This window comes from Streptomyces cahuitamycinicus (assembly GCF_002891435.1).
GTDB classification, from domain to species: domain Bacteria; phylum Actinomycetota; class Actinomycetes; order Streptomycetales; family Streptomycetaceae; genus Streptomyces; species Streptomyces cahuitamycinicus.
In genome coordinates this window covers 1-20,594 of the sequence record NZ_POUC01000025.1, presented here as the reverse complement: position 1 = coordinate 20,594, position 20,594 = coordinate 1, and the positions used below count along the sequence as shown (strand labels likewise).

The following is a 20,594-nucleotide window of genomic DNA, read 5'->3' as shown; positions in this document are numbered from 1 at the left end:
CCGGACCAGCGGCCGTCGTTCCCGCGGAAACGACGGCCGCTGCCTCCCGGACGGCCACGGCCGGGGCCGGTCCCGCCCCGGTGTTCACGCGGTCCGGGCGAACCGCGGCCGCCGGAAACGGCGGCTATGGCTTTCGTGCTCGGCGGCGTCCGTGTCCGCCTCGTGGCGGGCCGCGCGGCGGGTCCGGGTCGCCTCGCGGACCAGGCGCTCGTGGTCGGCCCGGCGGATGAGGTCGGAGGTGCGCAGCTGCTGGAGTACGTACTCGTGCATGGTGTGTCCTTGAGGAGAGGCCGGTCACGGAGTGTTTCTCCGCGATGACCTCACTCTCGTCTCCCAGACGGGGCCGCCACATCGGGAGAGTTCCGCATCTTCGGCGCCGGGAGGGGCCTTAGACGCGACTGAGGGGCCTCAGGGGCTCCGTAAGGTGCTTACGGAACCGCCTGAGACCCCTCGGGATGCGCGGGCTCTCAGCTCGCGGACGGCAGCCCGAGCAGGACGCCGGTGTACTTGAGGACGGCCAGGAGCAGGCCGATGACGCCGAGCGCGACTCCCGCCCAGGCGACGGACTTGATCCAGGAAGCCTGGATCCTGCCCGGCGTGCCGAAGGCGGGCCGGGCGAGCGTCGCGACGCCGACGACCAGCGCGATCAGCGCGAACAGGCCGCCCCACAGGGCGGTGGTCTGCCAGGCGTCGCCGTAGACCGCCTGGATCTGCTGGGCGACGCCCGCGTTCTGCGCGGTCTCCAGCTGGCCGACGAGGTTCTGGCGCGCTGAGGCGACGGTGCCGATCCAGCTGCCGGTGAGCGAGACGACGCCCAGTGCGGCGGAGACCACGGCGGCGGCGCCCTGGCCGACGCCGGAGGGGCTCTCCTCCTTGGTCGGCGCGTCCTCGGCCGCGGCCGGGACCTCGGTCTGGGGCACCTCGTCGGACTTGGTGGTGTCCACCGCCTTCTCGTCGGTCGTGGCCTGGGTGGCCTCGGTCTCGTCCACTGCGTTCGTTGCCATGTCTCGCACCGTAGGGTCGCTGTCTGAGAAGTCTCTTAATGATCGTTGTGAGCGGCACGCGGGCGCGCGGCTCTGTCAATGATCGTGGTGAGCGGCACGCGCGCGTGCGGCGCGCCACTCGGGCGCCAGCACCGACCAGACTTCGAGATCGTGCCGTAGGCCACCATAGGGGTGGGCCTGGCGTCGCACACCATCCCGGGTCATGCCGAGGCGTCGCGCCACGTTCAGGCTCGGCTGGTTGCCGGAGGCGGCGACCCATTCGACGCGGTGGATGCCGCGCTGCTCGACGGCCCAGTCGATGAGGACCCGCATCGCGCGCGTGACCAGACCCCGGCCCGTTCCGGCCGGCTCCAGCCAGCAGCCGACCTCGCAGTTCCCGGCCGCCGCGTCGAAGTTCAGGAACAGCACCCCGCCCACCAGCGTCCCCTCCAGCCACAGGCCGTGCAGGGAGCCGGTGTCGGCGGCGCGCAGGGCGGCGTAGTGCTGGAGCTTGGCCCGGGCCGAGAGCAGGTCCGTCTCGTTCGACCCGAACGGGATGTACTGCCCGATGAACTCGCGCCCCCGCTCCAGGTGCGCCAGGAACTCCCCGGCGTGCCAGGGTTCCAGGGGCCTCAGCTCGGCGTCGTCACCCAGGGATATCGCGTACATCCCGCTGCCGCTCCTCCTCCGCCAGGACGTCCGCCACCTCGGCGTCCGTCGCGGCGGCCAGCCTCTCATGGGCGGCGCGGCTCTCGGGCGGCTCGATGCTGATGCGCGGCATGCGCTTGTCCAGCCAGCGGGGCAGCCACCAGTTGGCGCCGCCGAGCAGGTGCATCAGGGCCGGGACGAGGAGGGTGCGCAGGACGAAGGCGTCCAGGGCGACGGCGGCGGCCAGGGCGATGCCGAACATGGCGATCACCCGGTCGCCGCTGAGCACGAAGGCCAGGAAGACGGAGATCATGATGACCGCCGCCGAGTTGATCACCCGGCTGGTCTCGGCGAGGCCGACGCGCACGGCCCGCCGGTTGTCGCCGGTCTCCAGCCACTCCTCGTACATCCGGCTGACCAGGAAGACCTGGTAGTCCATGGAGAGGCCGAAGAGCACCGACACCATGATCACCGGCAGGAAGGGCTCGATGGGCCCCGCGCTGCCGAGGCCGAGCAGTTCGCTGCCCCAGCCCCACTGGAAGATCGCGACCACCACCCCGAAGGCCGATGCCACGGCGGCGACGTTCATCGCGGCGGCCTTCAGCGGGATGCCGACGGAGCGGAAGGCGAGCAGGAGGAGCAGGCAGCCCAGGCCGATGACGACCCCGACGAACACCGGCAGCTTGGAGACGATGACGTCGGCGAAGTCGTCGTAGCCGGCCGTCATGCCGCCCACCTGCACGTCGAGCGAGGTGCCCGACTCGGCGCGCGGCAGCACCTCGCCGCGCAGCCGGTCCACGAGGTCACTGGTGTCCTTCGACTGCGGGGAGGACTCCGGGACGACGCCGAGGTACGCGGTGTGGCCACCGGAGTCGAACGTCACCGGGGTCACCGAGGCGACGCCGTCGGTGGCGCGGAGTGTGCCGTCGAGGTTGTCCAGGGCGAGCTTGTCGTCGGCTCCGTCGACCTTCGTCACGAGGGTGAGCGGGCCGTTCACACCGGGGCCGAAGCCGTCGGCCAGGAGGTCGTAGGCCTGGCGGGTGGTGGCGGTCTTCGGGCCGTTGCCCTGGTCGGAGGTGCCGAGGTGCAGGGAGAAGGTGGGCAGCGCGAGGACGGCCATGATGGCCAGGGCGACCATGCCCAGCACCTTGGGGTGGCGTTCCACGAAGGCCGACCAGCGGGCGGCGAAGCCGGTGGGCACCTCGGGTTGCGGCCCGTGCTCGGCGAGGCGGCGACGCTCCCGGCGGCTGAGCGCGCGCATGCCTATGAAGGACAGCAGGGCGGGCAGCAGGGTCACGGAGGCGGCGACGGTGAGGATCACGGTGAGGCCGGCCGCTATGGCGACGCCGTTGAGGAAGCTCAGCCGGAGGATCAGCATGCCGAGCAGCGCGATGCAAACGGTGGCACCCGCGAAGACGACCGCCCGTCCCGTGGTCGCGACGGCGTTGGTGGCGGCCTCGGTGACGGACAGCCCGCGTTTCAGCCCGCGACGGTGCCGGGTGACGATGAACAGGGCGTAGTCGATGCCGACGCCGAGCCCGACGAGCATGCCCAGCATGGGTGCGAAGTCAGCGACGGTCATGACGTGCCCGAGCAGTACGATCCCGGCGTAGGCGGTGCCGACGCCGACCAGGGCGGTGGCGATGGGCAGCAGGGAGGCGGCGAGCGAGCCGAAGGCGAGGAACAGCACCAGCGCGGCGACGATCACGCCGACGATCTCGGCGAGGTGCCCGCCGGAGGACTCGGTGAGCGCTACGGCGCTGCCGCCCAGCTCCACCCGGAGTCCGTCGGTCTCGGCGCTCTTGGCGGTGTCGACGACGGCCCGCGCCTCGCCCTCGGCGATGTCCTCGGCCCGGTCGTCGAAGGTGACCGAGGCGTACGCCGTGCGGCCGTCGTCGCTGATACGGCCCGTGCCGGGTCCGTCGTAGGGGCCGGCGACCGAAGCCACCCCGGGGAGATCCTCGATCCGGTCCAGGATGCGGGTCATCGTCTGTTCGACGTCGACGGCGCGGACGCTGCCGGAGGCGGTGTGCCAGACGACGGTGTCGCTGTCCCCGCCGAGCTGCGGGAAGCCCTCGTGCAGCAACTCGGTGGCGCGGCCCGACTCGGTGCCGGGGACCTGGTAGTCGTTCGAGTACGTGGTGCCGGCGACGGCGGCGCCGGCGGCGACCCCGGCGAACGCGAGGAGCCACAGCAGGACGCTGAGCAGACGGCGCTGGACACACCAGCGTGCGAGGGCTGCCACGAAACGTGCTCCCGGTGTTGCCTTGTGTGGATCTTTGGCCGGGAACAGTCGTACATGAACTGAACAGCCAGCAAAGAACGCATGAGCAATGCGCTGCCACTCTGACAAACCGACGAGATCATTTGTCGGTTTCGTGGGCTTATTCACAGCGGCCGGACTCAGTCGAACTGGTCCCCCAGCGCCATCACCATCGCGCCCGCGATCAGCAGCCACAGCGCGCGCCGGGTACGGCCGCGCGAGCCCAGCACGGCGGCGGCAGCGCAGACGGCGGCCCCGCCGGCGTAAGCGGCCGGGACGAGTGCCGGCGCGGAGCGGGTGAGGCGGAGCAGCGCCGCGGCGAGGCCCGCCAGGGCCAGTGCGGCGCCCGTGCCCGCCGCGGTCCAGCGGGCCCGGCGCGCGTCTCCCTCGCCCTCCGCCGGGTGGTCGGCCTCCGTCGGGTCGTCGCCCTCCCCCGCGTCCTCGCGCTCGTCCCGTCCGGCAGCCGCCTCCGAGTCCGCTATCTCTGGATCGGTGCCGGAATCAGCGCGTCCACTCATGGCCGAAACGGTAGCGCGCCGGGCGTCGAAAACAGGGTGCGGGGCCGAGGGCCGGCTGTTAGCGTCCGCTGGTCCGAGGAATGCCCGCGGCCTCCCGCCGCCCGGCCGAAGCAGGTGCATTGTTTGACGGTCCGACCGAGCTCCCACGCATCCCCTTTCTTCTTCAAGGACTCAAGGAGCCCGTCCACCGATGTCGGACATCACTTCCCGGACCTCGAACGACCCCCTCTCTGACCGTGTGAGCCACCCCGGCTACCCGCGCAGCAACGGCTACGACGCCCGCTGGACCATCGACAACCAGATGGGCCCGCACGCGCTGTGGCTGCTGGAGTGGTTGGCCCCGGCTCTCGGACTCGACACCCTCGCCCCCGGCTCCCGCGTGCTCGACCTGGGCTGCGGCCGTGCCATGACGTCGGTCTTCCTCGCCAAGGAGTACGACGCTTCGGTCACCGCGGCCGACCTGTGGGTCAAGCCCGACGAGAACGCCGGGCGCATCGCCGAGGCGGGTGTCGCCGACCGGGTCCTGCCCGTGCTCGCCGAGGCTCACGACCTGCCGTTCGGCGAGAACAGCTTCGACACGATCGTCTCGATCGACGCCTACCAGTACTTCGGCACCAACGACCTGTACCTGCCCGAGCTGACGCGCCTGCTGAAGCCAGGCGGGCGGATCGGCGTCGTCGTACCGGCGCTGCGCGAGGAGATCGACGGCGTCGAACCGCCGGAGCACCTCAAGCCGTACTGGGAACCCGGGTTCTGGTGCTTCCACACCGCCGCCTGGTGGCGCCGTCACTGGACCCGCAGCGGGGCCGTGGCGGTCGAGACGGCGGACTGGCTGGAGGACGGCTGGCGCGACTGGCTGCGCTGGTGCGAGGTCGTGGCCGACGAGAGCACGGACGAGTGGCACGTCCGGATGGCCGGGCAGTGCGCCGAGATGCTGCGCCTCGACAGGGGCGAGACACTCGGCTTCGTCCGGGTCGTCGGCCGCCGCCTCTGAGTGACTGAGTGAATGACGAGGGGGGACGCACCGGGTCCGGCGCGTCCCCCCTCGTCGGGTCCACGAGAGGTCAGCCCTCGCTGACGCCCAGCTTCTCCAGGATCAGCTCCTTGACGCGTGCCGCGTCGGCCTGTCCCCGGGTCGCCTTCATGACCGCACCGACCAGCGCTCCGGCCGCGGCCACCTTGCCGCCGCGGATCTTGTCCGCGACGCCCGGGTTGCCGGCGATGGCCTCCTCGACGGCGGTGGTGAGCGCGCCCTCGTCGGAGACGACCTTCAGGCCGCGCTTGTCGACGACCTCGTCCGGGGTACCTTCGCCCGCGAGGACGCCCTCGATGACCTGCCGGGCCAGCTTGTCGTTCAGATCGCCCTTGGCGACGAGCTCGGCGACCCGGGCGACCTGCGCCGGCGTGATCGCCAGCTCGTCGAGCGTCTTGCCCGACTCGTTGGCGCTGCGGGCCAGCTCGCCCATCCACCACTTGCGGGCGGAGGCCGCGTCGGCCCCGGCCTCGATCGTGGCGACGATCGGCTCCAGCGCACCGGCGTTGAGGATCGCCTGCATGTCGGTGGCCGAGACGCCCCACTCCTCGCGGAGCCGGCTGCGGCGGACCAGCGGCAGCTCGGGCAGTCCGGCCCGGATCTCCTCGACCCACTCGCGGGACGGGGCCACCGGGACGAGGTCGGGCTCCGGGAAGTACCGGTAGTCCTCGGCCTCCTCCTTCACCCGGCCCGAGGTCGTCGACCCCGTGTCCTCGTGGAAGTGCCGGGTCTCCTGGATGATCGTGCCGCCGGACGACAGCACCGCGGCGTGCCGCTGGATCTCGAAGCGGGCCGCGCGCTCCACGGACCGGAGCGAGTTGACGTTCTTCGTCTCCGAGCGGGTGCCGAACTTCTCGGTGCCGTGCGGGCGCAGCGACAGGTTCACGTCGCAGCGCATCTGGCCCATCTCCATCCGGGCCTCGGAGACGCCGAGCGCCTTGATGAGCTCGCGCAGCTCACGGACGTAGGCCCGCGCGACCTCGGGGGCACGCTCGCCCGCGCCCTCGATCGGCTTGGTGACGATCTCGATGAGCGGGATGCCGGCGCGGTTGTAGTCGAGCAGGGAGTGGGACGCGCCGTGGATACGGCCGGTGGCGCCGCCGACGTGCGTCGACTTGCCGGTGTCCTCCTCCATGTGCGCGCGCTCGATCTCCACGCGGAAGGTCTCACCGTCCTCCAGCTGCACGTCGAGGTAGCCGTTGAAGGCGATCGGCTCGTCGTACTGGGAGGTCTGGAAGTTCTTCGGCATGTCCGGATAGAAGTAGTTCTTCCGGGCGAAACGGCACCACTCGGCGATCTCGCAGTTCAGCGCGAGACCGATCTTGATGGCGGACTCGACGCCGGTCGCGTTGACGACCGGCAGCGCGCCGGGCAGGCCGAGGCAGACCGGGCAGGTCTGCGTGTTGGCGTCCTGGCCGAGGGCGGTCGAACAGCCGCAGAACATCTTGGTCTTGGTGCCGAGTTCGACATGGACCTCAAGGCCCATGACGGGGTCGTACGACGCGAGTGCGTCCTCGTACGACACCAGGTCGGTCGTGGTGGTCACGGTGAACTTCCCTCTCAGCCCAGCAGAACGTCGTCGTCGCCCAGCTGCTTCAGCTCGCGATAGAGAATGGCCAGGTTGGTGACGACCGCGGCTCCGGTCACGACGGCGTCGAGCAGCCGCAGCGTGTCGTTGTCTCCGCGGGCCTTCTTGATCTGCTTGTAGACACCGACGGCGCCGAACGCCGACGTGGCCATCGAGATGTACAGACCGGACTTGGACTTCTTGAAGCCCTTGGCCTTGGACAGTGCGCTCACAGCGACGGAGCCTCCTCGATCAGCGGGTGGCCCCACTTTTCCACGAAGGCGGCCTCGACGGCCGCACCCACCTTGTACAGGCGGTCGTCCTTCATGACGGGGGCGATGATCTGCAGGCCGACCGGGAGGTTGTCCTCCGGGGCGAGGCCGCACGGCAGCGACATGGCCGCGTTGCCCGCCAGGTTGGTCGGGATGGTGCACAGGTCGGCGAGGTACATCGCCATCGGGTCGTCGGCGCGCTCGCCGATCGCGAAGGCGGTGGTCGGGGTCGTCGGGGAGACGATCACGTCGACCTGCTCGAACGCCTTGTCGAAGTCCTGCTTGATGAGCGTGCGGACCTTCTGGGCGCTGCCGTAGTACGCGTCGTAGTAGCCGGAGCTGAGCGCGTAGGTGCCGAGCATGATGCGGCGCTTGACCTCGGGTCCGAAGCCGGCCTCGCGGGTGAGGGAGGTGACCTCCTCGGCGGAGTGCGTGCCGTCGTCGCCGGTCCGCCGGCCGTAGCGCAGGCCGTCGAAGCGGGCGAGGTTGGAGGAGCACTCGGACGGGGCGATCAGGTAGTACGCCGAGAGCGCGAGGTCGAAGGACGGGCAGTCCAGCTCGACGATCTCGGCGCCCAGTTCCTTGAGCAGCTCGACGGACTCGTCGAACCGCTGGATGACGCCGGCCTGGTAGCCCTCGCCGCGGAACTGCTTGACGACGCCGACGCGCATGCCCTGGACCGAGCCGTTGCGGGCGGCCTCGACGACCGCCGGGACGGGCTCGTCGATGGACGTGGAGTCGAGCGGGTCGTGCCCTGCGATGACCTCGTGCAGCAGCGCCGCGTCCAGGACCGTACGGGCGCAGGGCCCGCCCTGGTCGAGGGAGCTGGAGAAGGCGACCATGCCGAACCGGGAGACCCCGCCGTACGTCGGCTTCACACCGACCGTGCCGGTGACGGCGGCGGGCTGGCGGATGGAGCCGCCGGTGTCCGTGCCGATGGCGAGCGGGGCCTGGAAGGAGGCCAGCGCGGCGGACGAACCGCCGCCGGAACCGCCGGGGATCTTCGTCAGGTCCCAGGGGTTGCCGGTCGGGCCGTAGGCGCTGTTCTCGGTGGAGGACCCCATGGCGAACTCGTCCATGTTGGTCTTGCCGAGGATGACGACGTCGGCGGCCTTGAGCCGCCTGGTGACGGTCGCGTCGTACGGCGGGATCCAGCCTTCGAGGATCTTCGATCCGACGGTCGTGGGCACGCCTTCGGTGGTGAAGATGTCCTTCAGCGCCAGGGGCACGCCGGCCAGCGGGCCGAGCTTCTCGCCGCGCTCGCGCTTCTCGTCCACGGCACGGGCCTGGGCGAGGGCGCCCTCGCGGTCGACGTGCAGGAAGGCGTGCACCTTCTCGTCGACGGCCTCGATGCGGGCGAGGTGGGCCTCGGTGACCTCGACGGCCGTGAGTTCGCCGGAGGCGATCTTCGCGGCGGTCTCGGCGGCCGTGAGCTTGATGATGGTGACGTTGTCCGTCATTGCGGTTAGTCCTCCCCCAGGATCTGCGGCACCTTGAAACGCTGCTGCTCCTGGGCCGGGGCGCCGGAGAGCGCCTGCTCGGGGGTGAGCGACGGACGGACCTCGTCCACGCGCATGACGTTCGTCAGCGGGAGCGGGTGTGAGGTCGGCGGTACGTCTTGGTCGGCGACCTCACTGACGCGGGCGACCGCGCCGATGATGTCGTCCAGCTGTCCCGCGAAGTGGTCGAGCTCTTCGGGCTTCAGCTCCAGACGCGCCAGCCGGGCGAGGTGGGCGACCTCCTCGCGCGTGATGCCAGGCATGCAGCGATCCTCAGGGGTGAGTGAATGTGGTGTGGCCCAATCCTATGGGGCGGGAGACCGTGCCCGTGAAACAGTTTGCCGCCCCGGAGGCTCACGGTGCTCGCTCAGACCGCGAAGAGCAGTCCGGCAGTGATCAGGATGACGACCGCGGTGGCGAAGTGAATCCCGAAGGCCACCGCCCTCGCACCGCCGTGGCGCAGCACTATCAGCGTGTCGCCGAGGGGTATGAGCGCCACGGCGAGCATGAACCAGGCCTCGGCCCGGGCCCCCGCGAAGGCGAGCAGTGCCAGACCGACCAGCCCGAGGGTTCCGTCCCGCAGGCCCTTGATCGTCAGATAGGCGCCGGCATCGCCGCCGGGGTCGGCCGGAACGCCGTAACCGGCGGCGGAGGGGCCGGGCTGAAACAGGAACCGGTAGCCGAGGAACAGGCAGAACAGGTTGAGCACGACGGCCAGGGTGTACGCGGTGACGGTCATGTCCTTCTCCGTTTCTAGCAGCGCTAGGGACAAGAGCGAAGCTAGCAGAGCGCCGACAGGAACGCTAGCGATGCTAGAATCACGCCATGACGATCCAGACGCGCCGGGAGCGCGAACGAGCGGAACGCGAGCGGCTGATCGTGACGGCCGCGCGGGAACTGGCCGAGGCGGAGGGCTGGGACGCGGTGACCACACGGCGGCTCGCCGACGAGATCGAGTACAGCCAGCCGGTCCTCTACAGCCACTTCAAGGGCAAGGGCGCGATCATGGCGGCGGTGGCGGTGCAGGGCTGCGAGGAGCTGGCCGAGGAGCTGCGGGCGGCGCGCACGGCGGCCGGGAGCTCCCGCGAGGCACTGGCGGCCGTGGGCCGCGCGTACACCGCCTTCGCCCGGCGGCGGCCCGCGCTCTACGACGTGATCTTCACGCTCGCCGTGGACCTGCCCTTCGCCACCCCCGAGGCGCCGGCGGCCCTCCAGGACGCCTTCGGCGAGCTGTTGCAGGCCGTCCGGCCGATCGCGGCCGAGGGTGAGGACATGGGAGCGCTAACGGAGACGTACTGGGCCGGGTTGCACGGGCTGGTGACCCTGATGCGCAGTGGCCGGCTGCCCGAGGAAGCGCACGATCGACGGCTGGCGCTCCTGATCAGCCACTTCGTGCCCCAGGGCACGGGCTGAGCGCCCGTCCCGATCACCTCTTGCAGGAAGGGTGAGCAGGGCGGGCGGTACAGGCGAACAGGTCGAGCGGAACAGCGGACGGGCAGGTCACTCGTCGGCCGTCGCAGCGGGGAGCGCTGCGCGCGGGCGCTGCCATCCCCGGGGGCCCCGCGCCCGCAGCCAGGCCGTGGTCTCGTCCGGAGGCATCGCCGCCGCGACCAGCCAGCCCTGGACCGCGTCGCAGCCGAGGTCGCGCAGGCGTTCCCAGGTCTCGTCGTCCTCGACGCCCTCGGCGACGACGAGCAGGCCGAGGGAGTGTGCCAGATCGACCGTGCAGCGCACGATCTCGGCGTCCTCGGTGTCGACCGCGAGGCGTGCCACGAACGAACGGTCGATCTTGAGCTCGCTGACCGGGAGCCGGCGCAGGTGCACCAGCGAGGAGTAGCCCGTGCCGAAGTCGTCGAGGGACATCTTCACGCCGTGCGCGGTCAGCTGGTTGAGGGTGTCGGCGGCGCGCTGCGGGTCCTCCAGGAGGACGTGCTCGGTGATCTCCAGTTGGAGCGCTCCCGCCGGGACTCCGTGCCGGGCCAGCCGGGCGGCGACGGAGCCGGCGAAGCCGGGGGTGTGCACGTCGCGCGGGGAGACGTTCACCGCGACCGGGACGAACAGGCCCTGTTCCCGCCAGCGCGCGACCTGGCCGAGCGCGGTTTCCAGCACGTACTCGGTGAGGTGGGGCATCAGGCCCGAGGACTCGGCGATCGCTATGAACTCGTCCGGCGGGACCTTGCCCCGCTCGGGGTGCACCCAGCGGACCAGCGCCTCAAGACCCGCGACCTGCCCGTCGAAGCGGACCTTGGGCTGGTAGTGCAGATGCACCTCACGCGCGTCGAGGGCGCGGCGCAGATCGCCCAGCAGGCCGAGACGGTCGGGGGTGTTGGAGTCCCGCTTGGACTCGTAGACCTCGACGCCGGTGCGGTCCCGCTTCGCCTGGTACATCGCCACGTCCGCCCGCCGCAGCAGCCCTTCGGCGTCCAGGGCGTGGTCGGGGAAGACGGCGACTCCGGCGCTGGCCTCCAGGACGAGGGTGAGGCCGTCGAGGTCGAGGGGGGAGCTGAGGGCGGCGACGAGGTTGCGGGCGATCCGGGTCGCGGACGTCGTGGAGTCGGCCACCGGCAGTAAGACGGCGAACTCGTCACCGCCGAGCCGGGCGGCCTCCGCCCCGCGCGGCAGCGCCACCCGCAGCCGGTCGGCGATCTGCAGCAGCAGCCGGTCACCGGCGAGATGACCGAGCGTGTCGTTGACCGACCGGAACCGGTCGAGGTCGATCAGCATCAGCGCGGCGCGGGCGTCGATCCGCTCCGCGTCGTCCAGCGCGGTCCAGATGCGCTCCAGCAGCCACTGGCGGTTGGGCAGCCCCGTCAGCGGGTCGCGCAGCTGCTCCTCGGCTCGGGCCCGGGCTATCCACAGGGTGGAGTCCAGGGCGATCAGCGGGATGGAGAACAGCGGCAGCAGGATCGGCTTGGCCACGGCGACCACGCAGACCAGCGGCGCGATGCCGAGCAGCGCGACGGCGACCAGCCCCTGTCTGACCAGGGCGGTGCGGGCGACGGTGGGCAGCCCGGGGCGCGGCGCGTGCAGATACCAGAGCAGGACGCGGGTGACCATCAGGTAGGCGACGGCGACCAGGGCCACCTGGGGTGCCGTGGCCAGCGTCCACGCGGCGGGATCCGCCGGGGTCTCGACGGACGGCACGGTGGTGAAGAGGCCCAGCACGAACGCGCCGGCGCCGATGCCGAGGAGGTCGACGGCGCCGTGCAGCACCCCCTGGCGCCAGCGGTTGCGGCGGGCCACGCCCACCAGCACGACGACGGTGAGGCTGACCATGCCGGCCGGAACCCAGCCGTAGAGCAGCAGCACGGCGAGGGTGAGGGCGGCGCCCGAGCCGGTACCGCCCCACCAGCGGGAGCGGCCCAGCATGACGAGGTGACCGACGATGGTGCCGGTCAGCACGGCCAGCGCCCAGCCGGGAGTGCCCGACGGGAAGAGCGCGTGGCCGCCGGTGAAGGCGCGGTAGAAGCCGGCGCCCAGGACGAACCCGGCCGCCGCGACGACTGCGGCGGGCAGCGCGGGCCAGGACTGGTGCCGCTCGCCGTCCGGGTCGTCCGCGCCGGCCAGTGGGGGCGGGTGTTCGGTGATCGGCTGTGCGCCGGGGCCGTCCACGGCGCGCCCCCCGTCACCGCGCCTGTCCGGGGTGTACTGTCCGACGGCGCGCGCCTCCGCTCCCGGACGCCCCGCCGGCCGTACGGCCCCACGGACTGCACGCCACGCGACCGCCACACGGCGCAGCCGCGAGACCGGCACGGCGCTCTCGGTCGGTTCCATTCCCGTCCCTCTCACAGCCGGCGGTGCCCACGCCCCGCGGCCCGGTGCCCGACATCCCTCAACGGCCCGCGCCCGAAAACCGTTCCCCGCGCTCTGTGCGAACACGAAGATGCCCCGACCGCGGTTGGGCACGGCAGGCGCACATCTCAACAGTAGGCCGCAGAAGGCTTCCACGGGCAGCGGTCGCCGACGGTTGCCCGAATGAGCTCGGCCACCCGTATGCATCTGGTATGCGCCGAACGGGTGGCCTTCAACCGCTACTCCTCGGCCGAAAGGGCGACTTCGGCCGCGGCTTGTGGTCCCTGCTCCAGCAGGACGCCGAAACCGTCCTCGTTCAGGACCGGAACCTTCAGCTGCATCGCCTTGTCGTACTTCGATCCGGGACTGTCCCCCACGACGACGAACGACGTCTTCTTCGAAACCGAGCCGGTCACCTTCGCTCCACGGCTCTGCAGCGCCTCCTTGGCGCCGTCCCTGGTGAAGTTTTCGAGGGTGCCGGTGACGACGACGGTGAGCCCTTCGAGCGGGCGCGGCCCCTCGTCCTCGCCGGTGCTCTCCTCCTCCATGCGGACGCCGGCGGCCTTCCACTTGCGGATGATGTCGCGGTGCCAGTCCTCGGCGAACCACTGCTTGAGGGAGGCGGCGATGGTTGGTCCGACGCCCTCGGTGACCGCCAGCTCCTCCTCACTGGCCTGGTCGATCCGCTCGATCGAGCGGAACTCGCGGGCCAGCGCCTCGGCCGCGACGGGTCCGACATGCCGGATCGACAGGCTGGTGATGACGCGGGCCAGGGGGCGCTCCTTGGCCGCCGCGATGTTCTCCAGCATGGCGACCGCGTTCTTGCGGGGCTCGCCCTGCTGGTTCGCGAAGATCGTGGCGACCTTCTCCTCGCCGGTCTTCGGATCGCGCTTGGGCAGCCCGCTGTCCGGGTCGAGGACGTACGCCTTGATGGGCAGCAGCTGCTCGATGGTGAGGTCGAACAGGTCGCCCTCGTCGACCAGCGGCGGGTCCTTCGGCTCCAGCGGCGCGGTGAGGGCCGCCGCCGCCACATAGCCGAAGTGCTCGATGTCCAGCGCCTTGCGACCCGCGAGGTAGAACAGGCGCTCGCGCAACTGGGCCGGGCAGGTGCGGGCGTTGGGGCAGCGCAGGTCGACGTCGCCCTCCTTCATCGGCCGCAGCGGCGTGCCGCACTCGGGGCATTCGCCGGGCATGACGAACTCCCGCTCGGTGCCGTCACGCAGGTCGGCGACCGGGCCGAGGATCTCCGGGATGACGTCACCGGCCTTGCGCAGCACGACCGTGTCCCCGATGAGGACGCCCTTGGCCTTGACCACGTCCTGGTTGTGCAGCGTGGCGAACTCGACCTCGGAGCCCGCGACCGTGACCGGCTCGACCTGGGCGTAGGGGGTGACGCGGCCGGTACGGCCCACGCCCACCCGGATGTTGACGAGCTTGGTGTTGACCTCCTCCGGCGCGTACTTGTACGCGATCGCCCAGCGCGGGGCACGCGAGGTGGAGCCGAGGCGGCCCTGGAGGGGGATCTGGTCGAGCTTGACGACCACGCCGTCGATCTCGTGTTCCACGGAGTGGCGGTTCTCGCCGAAGTAGGCGATGAACTCCCGTACACCTTCCAGGCCGTCGACCACCTTGTTGTGCCGGGAGGTGGGCAGGCCCCACGTCTTGAGCAGGTCGTAGGCCTGGGAGAGGCGGGTGAGGCCGGTGAAGCCCTCCAGGGCGCCGATGCCGTGGACCACCATGTGCAGCGGGCGGGTGGCGGTGACGCGCGGGTCCTTCTGGCGCAGTGAACCGGCGGCCGCGTTGCGCGGGTTGGCGAAGGGCTTGTCGCCGGCCTCGACGAGGCGGGCGTTGAGCTCCTGGAACTTCTCCATCGGGAAGTAGACCTCGCCGCGGATCTCCACGAGGTCGGGGACGGAGTCGCCCTTGAGGCGGTCGGGGATCTCGGCGATCGTGCGCACGTTGGGCGTGATGTCCTCGCCGGTGCGGCCGTCGCCGCGGGTGGCGGCGCGGGTGAGGCGGCCGTGCTCGTAGGTGAGGTTCACCGCGAGCCCGTCGACCTTGAGCTCGCACAGGAAGTGGTACTCCTGCTCGCCCAGTTCCCTGGCGATGCGCTCCGTCCAGGCGGCCATCTCCTCGTCGTTGAACGTGTTGTCGAGGGAGAGCATGCGCTGGTGGTGCCGGACCGCCGTGAACTCGGTCTCATAGGACCCGGAGACCTTCTGGGTCGGCGAGTCCGGCGTGCGCAGCTCGGGGTGCTCCTCCTCCAGCGCCTCCAGGGAACGCAGCAGCTGGTCGAACTCCGCGTCGCTGACGACGGGAGCGTCGTTCACGTAGTAGCGGAAGCGGTGCTCCTCGATCTGCTCCGCGAGGCGCGCGTGCTTCTCCCGTGCCTCTGCGGGCACCGTCGTCGTCTCCGCTTGCTTGTCGCCGGCCACCGTGTCGTCCTCCCGTTACTCTGGGTTGTCCGCGAGGGATCTCGCCGCCCGGGCGCAGTGCGCGAGAGCCGTACGCGCGTACCCCGGGGAGACCCCCGCGAGTCCGCACGCCGGGGTGACCGTGACCGCCTCCGCGAGAAGCCCTGGAGACAGCCCCAGCCTGCGCCACAGCGTCCTGACACCCATGACGCTACCGGCAGGGTCTGACAATGGGCCCTCCGTGCCCGGGACGACACCGGTGAAGAGCCGGGTCCCGCCCTCCACCGCTTCCCCGATCGTCTCGTCGTCACGTTCGGTGAGCAAGGAGAAGTCAAAGGAGACGGCGGCCGCGCCGGCCCGGCGGAGCAGGGCGAACGGCACGTCGGGGGCGCAGGAGTGGACCACGACCGGGCCGGCCGTGTGCATCCCGGCGAGGTCGCGCAGCGTCTGCTCGACGACCTGCCGGTCGACGGCCCGGTGGGTGCGGTAGCCGCTGGCGCTCTTGACCTGCCCGCGCAGGACGGCGGTGAGGGACGGCTCGTCGAGCTGGAGGACGAGCTGCGCGCCCGGGATCCGCCGCTGCACCTCGGCAAGGTGCAGACGCAGCCCCTCGGCGAGTGAGGCGGCTAGGTCGCGGCAGGCTCCGGGGTCGGAGAGGGCGGCCTCCCCGCCGCGCAGCTCCAGGTTGGCCGCGAGGGTCCAGGGGCCGACGGCCTGGACCTTCAGCGGGCCCTCGTAGTCCTGCGTGAACTCCTCCAGGGCGTCGAGGTCCTCGCCGAGCCAGGAGCGGGCCCGCTTGGTGTCGCGCCCCGGCCGGTCCCCGAGCCGCCAGCCGCTGGGCTCCACGCGCGCGTACAGCTCGACGAGCATCCCGGCGGTCCGCCCGATCATGTCCGCGCCGGGGCCCCGGGCGGGCAGTTCGGGCAGGAAGGGGAAGTCCTCGAAGATGCCGGTGACGGTCTTGGCGGCCTCCCGGGCGTCGCCGCCCGGCATGGATCCCACGCCGGTGGCCGTGCCGAACCTGAACTGGCTGTTTTCGCTCACCCCAGAAGCCTACGCAGCGTCTTGAGCGGGGTCAGCCTCCAGGGCGCACGGTCAGGTCGTTGACCTCGGCGTCCCGCGGCAGGTCCAGGGCCATGACGATCGTCGTGGCGACCGACTCCGGGTCGATCCACCGCGCGGCGTCGTACTCCTTGCCCTCCTGCTGGTGCACCTTGGCCTGCATGGGGCTGGCCGTGCGGCCGGGGTAGACCGAGGTGACGCGGACTCCGGCGGCGTGCTCCTCGTGGCGCAGGGAGTCGGCGAGAGCCTTCAGGCCGTGCTTGGAGGCGGCGTACGCGGACCAGCCGGCGTGTGCGTTGAGGCCTGCGCCGGAGTTGACGAAGAGCACGTGGCCGCGGGCGGCGCGCAGTTGGGGCAGGAAGTGGCGGGTCAGCTCGGCGGGGGCGATCAGGTTGACGTTGAGCTGGTGGCGCCACGCCTTCGGGGTGAGCTCGCCGACCGGGCCGAGGTCGACCACGCCGGCGATGTGCAGCAGCGAGTCCACGCGGTCCGGCAGCGACTGGTGGGAGAAGGCCCAGGAGAGCCGGTCGGGGTCGGCGAGGTCGCCGACCAGGGTCCGTGCTCCGGGGAACTCGGCCGCCAGTTCCTTGGCGCGGCCCGCGTCCCGCGCGTGCAGCACGAGGTCGTCCCCGCGCGCGTGCAGGCGGCGGGCCACGGCCGCGCCGATGCCGGAGCCGGCTCCGGTGATCACATGAGTAGCCATGTCCGCCATGCTCGCATCAGAGCCGGATCACGCGATGCCCCGGCTCTCCTCCAGGTACGCCAGCGCCCCGACCGGCTCCTCGGCGAAGAACACCAGGTCGGTCAGGGGGCGGGGCAGGAAGCCCTCGGCGTCCATGCGGCGGAACTGCTCCTTCAGGCCGTCGTAGAAGCCCGCGGTGTTGAGCAGGACCACCGGCTTGTCGGTGTGCCCGTGCTTCTTCAGCTCCAGGATCTCGGTCGCCTCGTCGAGCGTGCCCGTGCCGCCGACCATGATCACCACGGCGTCGGCCCTCTCCAGGAGCAGCTTCTTGCGCTCGGCGAGATCCTTGGCGACGACCATCTCGTCGACGCCCGGGCGGGCCTTGGCCGCGAGGAACTGCACGGAGACACCGGCCAGCCGGCCGCCCGCCTCCTGCACCCCGTCGGCGACCACCTTCATGAGGCCGACGTCGGAGCCGCCCCACACGAGCGTGTGACCGCCCTTGCCCAGCAGCTCGGCGAACTCCCGCGCGGGGCGGGTGTAGCGCTCGTCGAGGTCGGCGGCGGACAGGAAGACACAGATGTTCATGGGCCCACCGTACGGGCCCGGTCCGCCGTGGCGGTCACCCGCATTTTGGACTGCCGATGGGGCAGGCGCTCCCAGTCGTCCATGAACCGGGCGTCCAGACCGTGCAGCGCGGCGAGTTCGGTGAGGGTACGCGTCCGGTAGTAGAAGTCCTCGTGCAGGACCTGGTGTTCCTCGCCCTCGGTGCGGTCGAAGGTGAAGTCGAAGAAGCCGCCGGGCGCGAGGATCCGCCCGACGTGGGCGAAGCACTCCTCGATGACGTGCAGCGGCGAGTGCGAGAAGACGCTGTGCGCGTGTACGACGTCGAAGTGGGCGTCGGGCAGGAAGGCGAAGGTGAGGTCGCCGGCGAGTGCCAGGTAGGGCAGTTTGGGCTGGAGCCTCTCGGCCACCAGGGTGTCCTGGGCGGCGAGCAGGATGTGCGGCGAGATGTCGATGCCGTAGTAGTGCCCGGTGTCGACATGGTCGATGAACAGCCGCCCGGCGCGCAGGTTGCCGCAGCCGATCTCCAGCATGCGGTGGTGCGGCTGGAGGCCGTGGCCCATCAGGTAGTCGAACTGCATGCGCCCGATCCGCGCCCACTGCTCGCGTGAGGGGTTGTGCCCCACCGCCGCCTCGGCACTGCGGGCCGCGTCCGAGGCCATCACGGCCCGGTAGTACGCGATGTGGTCGGGATGGCGCAGCCGCAGCCATGCGTCGCGCACCGCACGCCGGGCGTGCGCGGGCACCCGCCTAGGGTGGTGCAGGGCGTACCGGACCTGGTGAAGCAGGCGGGAGCGGTTTCCGGCAGCCGGTTCCTTGGCGCGCATGGGGGCCTCCTGCGGCGAGGGAAGAACTCCGCTTCAGCCTGCGCTGTACGGGAGGAGTCGGCTACCCAAGGAGGGGCGATCGTGACCAAAGGGCATCGCATCACCGTCGAGCGCAGCGACCGGCACGTGCGCGTGGTGCACGGCGGGCAGGTGCTGGCGGAGAGCGACCGGTCGCTGGTACTGCGCGAGACCGGCTGTCCCGAGCGGTACTACATCCCGCGTGAGGACGTGCGGCTGGACCTGCTGACGCCGTCCGGCGCGCAGACGTACTGCCCGTTCAAGGGCACCGCCTCCTACTGGTCGCTGCCGGACGCGGCGGACCTCGTCTGGGCGTATCCGGACCCGAGGCCGGACGTCGCCGAGATCAAGGACCACCTGTGCTTCTACGAGGTGGAAGTGTTCTGATCGGCTGACGCGCCGCCCGCCTCACCGATGAACACCGCGCCGTGCGGCAGTCTGCATGAGCATGGACAAGAAGATCCTTTCGCGCGACGGCACCCGCATCGCCTACGAGAGCACCGGACGCGGTCCCGCGGTGATTCTGGTGAGCGGCGCGATGTCGACGGGCGGCACCCTGGCGCCGCTGGCCGTGTCGCTCGCGGAGCGTTTCCAGGCCGTCGTGTACGACCGCCGGGGCCGCGGCGCCAGCGCGGACACCGCGCCGTACGCCGTGGAGCGTGAGATCGAGGACCTGGCCGCGGTGATCGAGGCGGTGGGCGGCGAGGCACTCCTGTACGGCATCTCCTCGGGCGGGGCACTGGCCCTGGAGGCGGCGGCCGGCGGACTGCCGGTGCGGCGCGTGGCCGTCTACGAGACGCCGTTCGCGATGTCCGAGGAGGGCGCCAGAGAGCGTGCACAGTACACCGAGCGGCTGACTGAGGCGCTCGGCGAGGGGCGGCGCGGGGACGCGGTCGAACTGTTCCTGCGGCTGACGGGCCTGGCCGAGGGGGTGATCCAGGGCGCCCGCCAGTCCCCCATGTGGGCCGGTATGGAGACGATGGCCCTGAGTCTCGCCTACGACGACGCCGTCATGGGCGACGGCCGGGTCCCCCGTTCCCGGCTGGGCTCGGTCGGCGTGCCCGTCCTGGCGGTCGCGGGCGACGCGAGCCCCGCCTGGCTGCGCGAGGCGGCCAAGGCGATCGCGGACTCCGTCCCCGAGGGCACGTACCGCACGCTCCAGGGGCAGACGCACATGGTCGAGCCGAACGTGCTGGCGCCGGTGCTGACGGAGTTCTTCAGCCGGGACTGACGGAGTTCTTCGGCCGAGACCGACGGGGTGCTTGGCCGGGACCGAGACGGGCGGCACGGGGGCACGCGCGTGTGGAGCCCGCCCCCGGCTGCCGCGGCGGGATCAGGCCACCCCGGCCGTCTCCCGGGTCGTCGCCGCGATCGTCGCCGAGCCCACCACGCGCGTGCCGTCGTACAGCACGATCGCCTGGCCGGGGGCGACGCCGCGGACGGGCTCGGCGAAGGTGACCTCCAGGGAGCCGTCGACGAGTTCCGCGGTCACCTCGGTCTCGCCGCCGTGGGCGCGCAGCTGGGCCGTGTAGGTGCCGGGGCCGGTGGGGGCGGCGCCGCACCAGCGGGGCTTGACGGCCGTGAGGGCGCTGACGTCCAGGGCGGACGCGGGGCCGACGGTCACCGTGTTGTCCACCGGCGAGATGTCGAGGACGTAGCGCGGCTTGCCGTCGGGGGCCGGGGTGCCGATGCGCAGGCCCTTGCGCTGGCCGATCGTGAAGCCGTACGCGCCCTCGTGCGTGCCGAGCTTGGCGCCGGACTCGTCGACGATGTCGCCCTCCGCCTTGCCGAGGCGGGAGGCGAGGAAGCCCTGGGTGTCGCCGTCGGCGATGAAGCAGATGTCGTGCGAGTCGGGCTTCTTGGCCACGGCCAGGCCCCTGCGCTCGGCCTCGGCGCGGATCTCGTCCTTGGTGGTGACGGTGTCGCCGAGCGGGAACAGCGCGTGGGCGAGCTGCCGGTCGTCCAGGACGCCGAGGACGTACGACTGGTCCTTGGCCATGTCGGAGGCGCGGTGCAGCTCGCGGGTGCCGTCCTCGCGCACGATCACCTGGGCGTAGTGGCCCGTGCAGACCGCGTCGAAGCCCAGCGCGAGCGCCTTGTCGAGGAGGGCGGCGAACTTGATCTTCTCGTTGCAGCGCAGGCAGGGGTTGGGGGTGCGGCCGGCCTCGTACTCGGCGACGAAGTCCTCGACGACGTCCTCGCGGAAACGGTCGGCGAGGTCCCACACGTAGAACGGGATGCCGATGACGTCCGCGGCGCGGCGGGCGTCGCGTGAGTCCTCGATGGTGCAGCAGCCCCGCGCGCCGGTCCTGAAGGACTGGGGGTTGGCGGAGAGCGCGAGGTGGACGCCGGTCACGTCGTGGCCCGCTTCGGCCGCGCGGGCGGCGGCTACGGCGGAGTCGACACCGCCGGACATGGCGGCCAGGACGCGGAGGGGGCGGGGGCGCTGCGG

21 protein-coding genes are annotated in these 20,594 nt (G+C 71.5%); 4 read left to right on the top strand and 17 right to left on the bottom strand.

Annotated elements, in window-relative coordinates; all coding sequences use genetic code 11:
* Nucleotides 1-84 precede the first annotated feature (84 nt).
* The 5 genes from C1J00_RS05970 to C1J00_RS05950 form a co-directional block, all read right to left on the bottom strand.
* Nucleotides 85-270, bottom strand: coding sequence for a hypothetical protein (locus C1J00_RS05970; protein ID WP_102907984.1), 186 nt, complete (start codon nucleotides 268-270; stop codon nucleotides 85-87).
* A 197-nt stretch (nucleotides 271-467) separates the two neighbouring features.
* Complete coding sequence (locus tag C1J00_RS05965; RefSeq protein ID WP_102907983.1) at nucleotides 468-1,004, bottom strand: hypothetical protein; 537 nt, start codon at nucleotides 1,002-1,004, stop codon at nucleotides 468-470.
* A 75-nt stretch (nucleotides 1,005-1,079) separates the two neighbouring features.
* Nucleotides 1,080-1,652, bottom strand: coding sequence for a GNAT family N-acetyltransferase (locus tag C1J00_RS05960; RefSeq protein WP_102907982.1), 573 nt, complete (start codon nucleotides 1,650-1,652; stop codon nucleotides 1,080-1,082).
* Nucleotides 1,630-3,876: an MMPL family transporter gene (locus C1J00_RS05955; protein WP_102907981.1), complete on the bottom strand. Its 2,247-nt coding sequence runs from the start codon at nucleotides 3,874-3,876 to the stop codon at nucleotides 1,630-1,632. The genes C1J00_RS05960 and C1J00_RS05955 overlap by 23 nt, the downstream gene beginning before the upstream one ends.
* 158 nt (nucleotides 3,877-4,034) lie before the next feature.
* Entirely contained in the window at nucleotides 4,035-4,412 is a 378-nt protein-coding gene (locus C1J00_RS05950; protein WP_102907980.1) for a hypothetical protein, read from the bottom strand.
* Nucleotides 4,413-4,602: 190 nt separating this feature from the next.
* Here C1J00_RS05950 and C1J00_RS05945 point away from each other — a divergent pair, with 190 nt between their 5' ends.
* A complete protein-coding gene (locus tag C1J00_RS05945) occupies nucleotides 4,603-5,406 on the top strand; it encodes an SAM-dependent methyltransferase (protein WP_102907979.1) in 804 nt (267 codons plus the stop codon).
* Between the two features lie 70 nt (nucleotides 5,407-5,476).
* Here the strand turns inward: C1J00_RS05945 and gatB are convergent, their stop codons facing one another.
* The 5 genes from gatB to C1J00_RS05920 all read right to left on the bottom strand — a co-directional run bounded on the left by gatB (nucleotide 5,477) and on the right by C1J00_RS05920 (nucleotide 9,522).
* Nucleotides 5,477-6,991: an Asp-tRNA(Asn)/Glu-tRNA(Gln) amidotransferase subunit GatB gene (gene gatB, locus C1J00_RS05940; protein ID WP_102907978.1), complete on the bottom strand. Its 1,515-nt coding sequence runs from the start codon at nucleotides 6,989-6,991 to the stop codon at nucleotides 5,477-5,479.
* 14 nt (nucleotides 6,992-7,005) lie between these two features.
* Nucleotides 7,006-7,245 carry a hypothetical protein gene (locus tag C1J00_RS05935; RefSeq protein ID WP_030851407.1) on the bottom strand — a complete coding sequence of 80 codons (240 nt, stop codon included), beginning with the start codon at nucleotides 7,243-7,245 and terminating at the stop codon, nucleotides 7,006-7,008.
* The gene (gene gatA / locus C1J00_RS05930; RefSeq protein WP_102907977.1) at nucleotides 7,242-8,744 is read right to left on the bottom strand and encodes an Asp-tRNA(Asn)/Glu-tRNA(Gln) amidotransferase subunit GatA; all 1,503 of its coding nucleotides are present in this window, start codon (nucleotides 8,742-8,744) and stop codon (nucleotides 7,242-7,244) included. Before gatA ends, C1J00_RS05935 begins: the two co-directional genes overlap by 4 nt.
* Before the next feature lie 5 nt (nucleotides 8,745-8,749).
* The gene (gene gatC, locus C1J00_RS05925) at nucleotides 8,750-9,046 is read right to left on the bottom strand and encodes an Asp-tRNA(Asn)/Glu-tRNA(Gln) amidotransferase subunit GatC (protein WP_095936815.1); all 297 of its coding nucleotides are present in this window, start codon (nucleotides 9,044-9,046) and stop codon (nucleotides 8,750-8,752) included.
* A gap of 104 nt (nucleotides 9,047-9,150) precedes the next feature.
* Entirely contained in the window at nucleotides 9,151-9,522 is a 372-nt protein-coding gene (locus C1J00_RS05920; protein WP_102907976.1) for a DUF4267 domain-containing protein, read from the bottom strand.
* A gap of 86 nt (nucleotides 9,523-9,608) precedes the next feature.
* Between C1J00_RS05920 and C1J00_RS05915 the strand changes: the two genes are divergently transcribed.
* Nucleotides 9,609-10,196, top strand: a complete 588-nt coding sequence (locus C1J00_RS05915; protein ID WP_102907975.1) for a TetR/AcrR family transcriptional regulator — start codon at nucleotides 9,609-9,611, stop codon at nucleotides 10,194-10,196.
* Between the two features lie 87 nt (nucleotides 10,197-10,283).
* Here the strand turns inward: C1J00_RS05915 and C1J00_RS05910 are convergent, their stop codons facing one another.
* The 6 genes from C1J00_RS05910 to C1J00_RS05885 form a co-directional block, all read right to left on the bottom strand.
* Nucleotides 10,284-12,557 (bottom strand): putative bifunctional diguanylate cyclase/phosphodiesterase, encoded by a 2,274-nt coding sequence (locus C1J00_RS05910; protein WP_102907974.1) that lies wholly within the window; start codon nucleotides 12,555-12,557, stop codon nucleotides 10,284-10,286.
* Between the two features lie 257 nt (nucleotides 12,558-12,814).
* The gene (gene ligA / locus C1J00_RS05905) at nucleotides 12,815-15,010 is read right to left on the bottom strand and encodes an NAD-dependent DNA ligase LigA (RefSeq protein WP_102907973.1); all 2,196 of its coding nucleotides are present in this window, start codon (nucleotides 15,008-15,010) and stop codon (nucleotides 12,815-12,817) included.
* A gap of 15 nt (nucleotides 15,011-15,025) precedes the next feature.
* Complete coding sequence (locus C1J00_RS05900) at nucleotides 15,026-16,033, bottom strand: methionine synthase (RefSeq protein WP_102907972.1); 1,008 nt, start codon at nucleotides 16,031-16,033, stop codon at nucleotides 15,026-15,028.
* 31 nt (nucleotides 16,034-16,064) lie between these two features.
* On the bottom strand, nucleotides 16,065-16,763 hold the full coding sequence (locus tag C1J00_RS05895) for an SDR family oxidoreductase (protein WP_102907971.1): 699 nt from the start codon (nucleotides 16,761-16,763) through the stop codon (nucleotides 16,065-16,067).
* An 18-nt stretch (nucleotides 16,764-16,781) separates the two neighbouring features.
* Nucleotides 16,782-17,321, bottom strand: a complete 540-nt coding sequence (locus tag C1J00_RS05890; RefSeq protein WP_102907970.1) for an LOG family protein — start codon at nucleotides 17,319-17,321, stop codon at nucleotides 16,782-16,784.
* Entirely contained in the window at nucleotides 17,318-18,124 is an 807-nt protein-coding gene (locus tag C1J00_RS05885; RefSeq protein WP_102907969.1) for a class I SAM-dependent DNA methyltransferase, read from the bottom strand. The genes C1J00_RS05890 and C1J00_RS05885 overlap by 4 nt, the downstream gene beginning before the upstream one ends.
* 81 nt (nucleotides 18,125-18,205) lie before the next feature.
* Here C1J00_RS05885 and C1J00_RS05880 point away from each other — a divergent pair, with 81 nt between their 5' ends.
* Together C1J00_RS05880 and C1J00_RS05875 are read left to right on the top strand one after the other, a co-directional pair.
* Nucleotides 18,206-18,529: a DUF427 domain-containing protein gene (locus tag C1J00_RS05880; RefSeq protein ID WP_102907968.1), complete on the top strand. Its 324-nt coding sequence runs from the start codon at nucleotides 18,206-18,208 to the stop codon at nucleotides 18,527-18,529.
* Nucleotides 18,530-18,590: 61 nt separating this feature from the next.
* Nucleotides 18,591-19,373, top strand: coding sequence for an alpha/beta fold hydrolase (locus tag C1J00_RS05875; protein WP_102907998.1), 783 nt, complete (start codon nucleotides 18,591-18,593; stop codon nucleotides 19,371-19,373).
* 102 nt (nucleotides 19,374-19,475) lie between these two features.
* Here C1J00_RS05875 and mnmA read toward each other — a convergent pair.
* Nucleotides 19,476-20,594: tRNA 2-thiouridine(34) synthase MnmA (gene mnmA, locus C1J00_RS05870; RefSeq protein ID WP_102907967.1), on the bottom strand; the 1,119-nt coding region annotated here is incomplete at its 5' end.

Bases quoted from the DNA above. Each gene is read 5' to 3' on its own strand.
- C1J00_RS05970 (WP_102907984.1), bottom strand. From the start codon at position 270: ATGCACGAGTACGTACTCCAGCAGCTGCGCACCTCCGACCTCATCCGC.
- C1J00_RS05965 (WP_102907983.1), bottom strand. From the start codon at position 1,004: ATGGCAACGAACGCAGTGGACGAGACCGAGGCCACCCAGGCCACGACC.
- C1J00_RS05960 (WP_102907982.1), bottom strand. From the start codon at position 1,652: ATGTACGCGATATCCCTGGGTGACGACGCCGAGCTGAGGCCCCTGGAA.
- C1J00_RS05950 (WP_102907980.1), bottom strand. From the start codon at position 4,412: ATGAGTGGACGCGCTGATTCCGGCACCGATCCAGAGATAGCGGACTCG.
- C1J00_RS05945 (WP_102907979.1), top strand. From the start codon at position 4,603: ATGTCGGACATCACTTCCCGGACCTCGAACGACCCCCTCTCTGACCGT.
- gatA (WP_102907977.1), bottom strand. From the start codon at position 8,744: ATGACGGACAACGTCACCATCATCAAGCTCACGGCCGCCGAGACCGCC.
- gatC (WP_095936815.1), bottom strand. From the start codon at position 9,046: ATGCCTGGCATCACGCGCGAGGAGGTCGCCCACCTCGCCCGGCTGGCG.
- C1J00_RS05920 (WP_102907976.1), bottom strand. From the start codon at position 9,522: ATGACCGTCACCGCGTACACCCTGGCCGTCGTGCTCAACCTGTTCTGC.
- C1J00_RS05915 (WP_102907975.1), top strand. From the start codon at position 9,609: ATGACGATCCAGACGCGCCGGGAGCGCGAACGAGCGGAACGCGAGCGG.
- C1J00_RS05910 (WP_102907974.1), bottom strand. From the start codon at position 12,557: ATGGAACCGACCGAGAGCGCCGTGCCGGTCTCGCGGCTGCGCCGTGTG.
- C1J00_RS05895 (WP_102907971.1), bottom strand. From the start codon at position 16,763: ATGGCGGACATGGCTACTCATGTGATCACCGGAGCCGGCTCCGGCATC.
- C1J00_RS05890 (WP_102907970.1), bottom strand. From the start codon at position 17,321: ATGAACATCTGTGTCTTCCTGTCCGCCGCCGACCTCGACGAGCGCTAC.
- C1J00_RS05885 (WP_102907969.1), bottom strand. From the start codon at position 18,124: ATGCGCGCCAAGGAACCGGCTGCCGGAAACCGCTCCCGCCTGCTTCAC.
- C1J00_RS05875 (WP_102907998.1), top strand. From the start codon at position 18,591: ATGGACAAGAAGATCCTTTCGCGCGACGGCACCCGCATCGCCTACGAG.